This is a genomic window from Protofrankia sp. BMG5.30 (genome assembly GCF_001983005.1).
GTDB classification, from domain to species: domain Bacteria; phylum Actinomycetota; class Actinomycetes; order Frankiales; family Frankiaceae; genus Protofrankia; species Protofrankia coriariae.
This window is the reverse complement of record NZ_MOME01000037.1, coordinates 1-6,029: the sequence shown is the minus strand read 5'-3', so window position 1 is coordinate 6,029 and position 6,029 is coordinate 1. Positions and strand designations below refer to the sequence as shown.

The window sequence follows — 6,029 nt, the reverse complement described above, 5'->3', positions numbered from 1 at the left end:
ACGTCGGGAACGTCGCACGCCCCAGCTTTCCGCACCGGATTGAAACCGGCTGACGACCTGGCCGACGGGCGCGTCGACGGTCGCGCCGCCCCAGCTTTCCGCACCGGATTGAAACCTGAACACCACGTACGGGCCGGGGTTGGCGACGTCGTACCGCTCCAGCTTTCCGTGCCGGATTGAAACCTCCGGTAGAGGTATGTCTCTTGCGTGGCGGTCGCGCCGTCCCGATCGGCGGTCGCGGTGTTTTTCCTCAGTCGGGGTAGATGTCGGTGGCGGAGAGGGGGCGGCCGGGTAGGGGGGTGCCGGGGCGGGCGCGTAGGCCGTCGAAGATGATTTCTCGGGCTCGGTCGTAGGACATTTCGGCGATCTCGCTGGGTGTGCGGTGGGTGCTGGGCAGCATCAGCAGTGAGAACAGGTGTGTGACGTCGCCGGTGTCCACGTCCGGGCGCATTGAGCCCTCTCGCTGGGCGGCTTGCACCAGGTCGTCGATCACCTTGATGAGTTCGTTGCGGATCTGCCGGATCGTCGGGTCGGCGCTGAGTGCCGCGACGGTTGCCGGTGAGAACAGGCGTTGGACGCGCAGGGTGAGGCTGAGTTCGCGGGATGTGCTCAGGGTGCGCGCGAGGGCGTCCCAGGCATGCTCGTGCTCGGCCCTGGCCTCGCGGGCCTTGGTCAGCATGACGCCCATGCTGGTCTGGACGACCGCCAGGATCAGCGCCTCGCGGTCGGGGAAGTTCCGGTAGAGCGTCCCGATACCGACGCCGGCCAGCCGGGCGATCTCCTCCAGCGGCACGTCAGGCCCGTTGTCGACGAACGCCCGCGTGGCAGTGGTGATGATCTGGGCGCGGTTGCGCCGGGCGTCTGCCCGCAGGTGAGCCCGGGGCTGGGCTGTCATGTCGGGTGGCTCTCCTTCTGGACGGCGACGGCGACGGCGGAGGCATGCGGAGGTAGCCGGCAGCAATCAGCCGCATGCGGAGGAGCTTCCTCCGGTTGTGCTAGCGTAACCGGAGGAAAATCTTCCGGTAAGCGTCTGGCGCGGGCTGGCACGGGTCGGCCCGCCCACCAGAGCGCCGCCGACGACGACCTCCTGGACATGGACCGAAGGACCGCACATGGCTGATCTGTCCACCGCGGCGACCAGCCGCCCGACCGGGGCGGAGCTCCACACCCCCGCGCCGTCGCTCGCCCGCCCCACGCTGGTGCTCCTCGTCGTCGGCCTCGGTGCGCTGATGGTGTCGATGTCGCAGGGCATTCTGGTGCCGGTGCTGCCGATACTGCCAGCGGAACTGGGCACCACGGCCAGCAACGTCGAGTGGCTGCTGACCTCCACGCTGCTCGTCGCCGCTGTCGCGGTGCCGCTGTTCGGCCGGCTCGGCGACATGTTCGGCAAACGACGGATGCTGCTGATCGCGCTCGCCGCGCTCGCCGCCGGTTCGCTGATCGACGCCGTGACCAGCAATATAGCTCTGTTGATCATTGGTCGGGTCGTCCAGGGGCTGGGGACTGCCGCCATCCCTCTCGGTATCAGCCTGCTCGCGTCGCTCCTGCCTCGCGAACGTGCCGGCACGGGCATTGCGATGATCAGCGCGATGATGGGCGTCGGCGCCGCCCTGGGCCTGCCGATGGCCGGGCTCATCGCTGACCACGCCGACTTCCACATCCTGTTCTGGGTGACCGGCATCGGCGGCGTGCTGGCGTTCGCCGGCGTGCTGGCCGTCGTGCCCGAGGCGCCGAACCGCACCGGCGGCCGGGTCGACCTGGTCGGCGCCCTGCTGCTGAGCGCGGGCCTGACAGCACTGATGCTGCCGCTCGCCGAAACTGCCAACTGGGGCTGGGGCTCCGCCCGGGTGATCGGCCTGCTGGCGCTCGCGGTCGTGCTGCTGGTCGCGTTGTACCGGTTCGAGCTGCGTACCCGCGAACCCCTCGTCGACGTGCTCTCCCTACGCCGGCGCCCCCTGATCCTGACCAACCTCGCGTCGGTGCTGTTCGGCTTCGCGCTGTTCGCGTCCATGATCGGAACGGCGTCCTATGTCCAGGCGCCCGAGGCGAGCGGCTACGGCTTCGGCTCCTCGATGGTCGTCGGCGGCCTGACGCTGCTGCCCGGCGGCCTGTGCATGCTGTTTTTCGCGCCCGTGTCGGCACGGCTGGTGGCGCTGCACGGCGCCGGAAGAACCCTCGCGCTCGGAGCCGTCATCGTCGCCCTCGGCTGGGCCATGCGGATCGCCGTGGCCGGGGCGCTGTGGCAGGTCATCCTCGGCGCGACCGTGATAGGCGTTGGCACCGGCATCGGCTACGCGGCCATGCCGTCGCTCATCAACGCCCACACGCCACCGTCGGAGATCGCCGCGGCCAACGGTCTGAACACCCTGTTCAGGGCTATCGGCAGCTCGCTGGCCAGTGCTGTCGGCGGCGCCATCCTGGTCGCGGAGACCGTCTCCCTCGGCGGGCACGAGCTACCCTCGCTCACCGGCTACCGAGAGCTGTTCGCCATCTGCGCGGTGGCCGCCGCGCTGGCCGCGATCGCGGCGCTGGCCATCCCGCACCAGCGCCGCCCAGCCGTTTTGGAAGCGGACGCGACGCCCGCCTGAGCGCATCCCGCGGGCTGTCGGGGCACTCGCTCGGCCGTGTCCGTCGCCATGGCGGCGTAGGTGGTTTCGGTTGTTATCGTGACGGTTTCCACCTACGGGTTCCGCATCCGTAGGTGGAAACCGTCGTTGCCACAGCGGTTTCTACCTACGGCTCGGGGGAGGGGATGGCGCCTGCGCATCCTGGATGATCTGGAATAGTTTGATTTGTCACTCTTAGCGCCTGTTTCGATGCGTAGAGGATTGGTCGGGTCTGTCGTGAGTACCCTGCCGCGAGCCGTGACAGAGCATCCCCTAATCTGATCTGTTCTCCAGCGGGAGGGCGGTCAGAGGCAGGGCCGAAGGCGACGCGATCGTGCACCTCCTGTGTCGCTCGCGGCTCTGACGCGCGGAGGGAGCTCGGGTGACGATCAGATGCGGGGGTTCGGCGCTGGCGCTGGCCGGCGCTGCGTCGGATGGTGCGGGACTGGACGCCGCCAAGGCGGGCGTCGCCGAGCCGGGTGTCGCCGAGTCGGGTGTCGCCGAGTCGGGTGCTGTCGGGGGGGCGGGTCTTGGGGCGGCAGGCGGCGGTTCGTGGGGCGGGACGCTGGGACGGTCTGCCCGGAATGCGTGGTTGTTGACAGGATCTGCCTGGCCCAAGTACGTTGCTGACCGGCCACTACGCGCGGCGTGTGGCCGATGACCAGGATCTTCGCGGTCCCGGTCCCCTGTGAAGCGCTCGGAGCATCCGAGCGCCATGGCGCCTTTGTGGCGTCGCCCTGTTGCTGGATCACTACCCGTGGTTTGGCATGCCCTTCGCAGGAGGACCGATGACTGCCCTGACACTTGCCGACATCGCGGATGAGAACGCCGAGGTCGCGTTCATGGCCTTCCGCGAGCTGGTGGGTCCGGCGCTGTGGGCGGTGATCGTCCGCGATGTCCACCGGGCCAAGCCGGGGACGTGCGCCTGCCGTCCCGACCGGCCACCCATGTTCGACGCCGCCCACTCGATACCCGGCCCGCTCTGCCCGCGTTGCACGGACCTGTGGACGCCCCGGTTCATGGACGGTTTCGACCGGATACGTGCCGCTCTTGTGGGCAACGTACCGACGATCGCCGGCGGCTCGAACGCCGGCCAGGAAGTCCGCGAGCTGATCGTGGTCCGTGACCATCTTGTGACGCCCGAGGCCGAATGGCAGGAGGCCGCCGTTTACGGYGCCATGCTGTGCGACCCCGCCTTCCCCAGGGGAATCTCACCGGAGCCGCCGGGCTGGCTGCGGGCGGTGTGGGCGCAGTTCGTCCACTTCCCCACGGCCGGGCGGATCGTGCCGACCGTACGCCGGGAATCGGCCRCCGAACGCGGCCTGCCGACCCGTCCGGAAGTAGCGATCAGCACCGCGGAATGGGCCGCGCCGCTGCGCGCCGACCCCATCGGCCAGAACATTGTCATCCACTTCCTGCTCGGTCTCCGGGACGGGGTCACCGACCCGTTTTCGCTGCCGAAGATGCAGCTCAGGTTTGGTCTCACCGAGCAGGAGGTCGACGAGCGGCTGCGGCGCTCACTCGCGCTGCTGCGCCGGCACAACCCCGATTTCTACACACGGGCCGTTGCCCTTCCGCTCGCCGAACGGCCCACCGAAACACGCGGTGAAACCGGCCCGGACGGATGTACCAGCGAGCATGTTCCGTCCTTCGAGGACGCCTGCGTGGCCGAGACGGATGCCTACACCGCACGGGAAACAATCATCGCCGAGCTCGTACCACACACCCCTATCAGCACCGGCACCGGCGGTGGTGCCGGCATCGTCATCGGGACAGGTGCCGTCATCGGGGCCGGGAATGCCGCTGACGTCGCGGTTGGCGTCGCTGCCGGCTCTGGTCATGGGCGGCGGCGGGCGCGCGGTGTGCAGGGCCGGCGGGATGATCCAGGGCCTTGTCCGGGGCGCCGTCCGAAAAACCGGCCGATGGTGCCTCGGGCATCTGCGCTCGTCAGCGCGGGGTCCGGGCAGTTGCCGGAAATCACCCGCGGGCCGGGAACCGCCCATGGCTCGGTTTGTGACGCCGCCGTCGTCCGGCTGCTGAGCCTGATTGTCGATGTCGCGCACGGCGGAAAGGGCGACATCGTCTCGGCCTGCCGGCGGGAGCTGGGGCTGAACGAACAGCAGGCCCGGGACGAGRCCGAACGTTTCGCGCGTCTTGTCGCCGTCGCCAGGGTCGACTGGGTCGACGTCCTGCTACGCGGTGTCAACAGCCAGGGGGTGAAGTAGATGTCGAGGAACGGCATGCTCCGGTCGGTCGTCGGGTACGCCACCGTCACGCGGGTGGCAGGGCTGCCCACGCCTCCAGAAGATCCGCGAGGTCGTGCGCCTGTGCCGTGGACAGGACAACGGCCCGCGTCCCGGCCCACGCCCCGAAGCCGGTCGTGTGGGCATCGTGAGCGTCACGATCCGGATCGTGGACCGTAGACCTTCCCGTCGTTGACGCCGAAGCTGAAGACGGGGACGGGGACGGGGTCGGGGCTGGAGCCGGCGTGAGGGTGTGGGCGGGAGCCGCCGGTGCGTCACCTGGAACTGCTGGGGGAACCGCTGGGGCTGTTCGGGGATCGCGCTCGGTTTCGCCTCCGGCCTCCGGGGCGGGAGTCTCGCCAGGAGCCGTTGACGTCGCGGGGGCTGTGTTCCGCGGAACGTGGGTCCCAGCCGCGGGGGTTGTGTTCCGCGGAACACGGCTCTCGACCGCGGGCTCCGACCACGAGGTGATCTCGAGACGGATGCCGTCGCAGAACGTGATCGCCTGCACGGATCGCGGTGTGGACGGTGCATCCGCCGGCGGGTCGGTGATCTTTCTGCGGCGGGCGAGCCGCAGCAGGTCGGGGCGGGCGAACACGGCTGTGCCGCTGGTGCGCAGCAGCTGCGCGACCTGCCGGCCCACCGCCGCCCGGCCCGCTTCCTCCGTTGCCTGACCGGGTTCATCCGTCCAGGTCAGACGCAGTGGAGGGCTGCCGCCGTCGTCGAGGTCCAGCACCGTGCGGGCCCCGGCGAGCCACAGTGTCGCCGGCCCGAAACTGCCCCGCACATGCCGGGAGGCGAGCGGGATACCAGCCAACGCCGCCAACCGCCCTGTAGCCGTACCCACCGGCATCCCTCCCCACCTCCCCCGTGAGACACGACTCCAATAACCGACAGTAGCTCTCCTCCCAGCCGGAGACCCTCAGTCGAACACCCCTGGCCAACCAGTGCCGCCAGCCCGTGACAGCGCCGCCGACCCATGGCAACCCAGCCCATGACATCACCGCCGCCCGCATCCCGTGCCCCGTTCCCCAACGGCTCCCACGCCAATCCGCCTGCATCTGCCCCAGCCCCAGCCGATCGTGCGGGGAGTGTCTCGTGATCAGTGTTTCCGGCGGATTTGATCAGTAGGTCTCAGCGGACGGCCAGCGGTCACTAAACGTGATTGCCATCGCGTCGA

General features: G+C 69.4%; 5 protein-coding genes. 3 read left to right on the top strand and 2 right to left on the bottom strand.

What is annotated here, in order from left to right; genetic code table 11:
- Positions 1-180, top strand: a 180-nt coding sequence (locus BL254_RS27870) for a hypothetical protein (protein ID WP_217699320.1), incomplete at its 5' end; no start/stop codon positions are given.
- Between the two features lie 70 nt (positions 181-250).
- On the opposite strand, the gene BL254_RS18700 is transcribed toward BL254_RS27870, so the two are convergent.
- The gene (locus BL254_RS18700; RefSeq protein WP_047223739.1) at positions 251-895 is read right to left on the bottom strand and encodes a TetR/AcrR family transcriptional regulator; all 645 of its coding nucleotides are present in this window, start codon (positions 893-895) and stop codon (positions 251-253) included.
- Positions 896-1,112: 217 nt separating this feature from the next.
- Here BL254_RS18700 and BL254_RS18695 point away from each other — a divergent pair, with 217 nt between their 5' ends.
- Complete coding sequence (locus tag BL254_RS18695) at positions 1,113-2,588, top strand: MFS transporter (protein WP_047223738.1); 1,476 nt, start codon at positions 1,113-1,115, stop codon at positions 2,586-2,588.
- A gap of 806 nt (positions 2,589-3,394) precedes the next feature.
- A complete protein-coding gene (locus BL254_RS18690) occupies positions 3,395-4,831 on the top strand; it encodes a hypothetical protein (protein WP_076844314.1) in 1,437 nt (478 codons plus the stop codon).
- Between the two features lie 46 nt (positions 4,832-4,877).
- On the opposite strand, the gene BL254_RS18685 is transcribed toward BL254_RS18690, so the two are convergent.
- Positions 4,878-5,696: a hypothetical protein gene (locus tag BL254_RS18685; protein ID WP_139342398.1), complete on the bottom strand. Its 819-nt coding sequence runs from the start codon at positions 5,694-5,696 to the stop codon at positions 4,878-4,880.
- Positions 5,697-6,029: the final 333 nt, after the last annotated feature.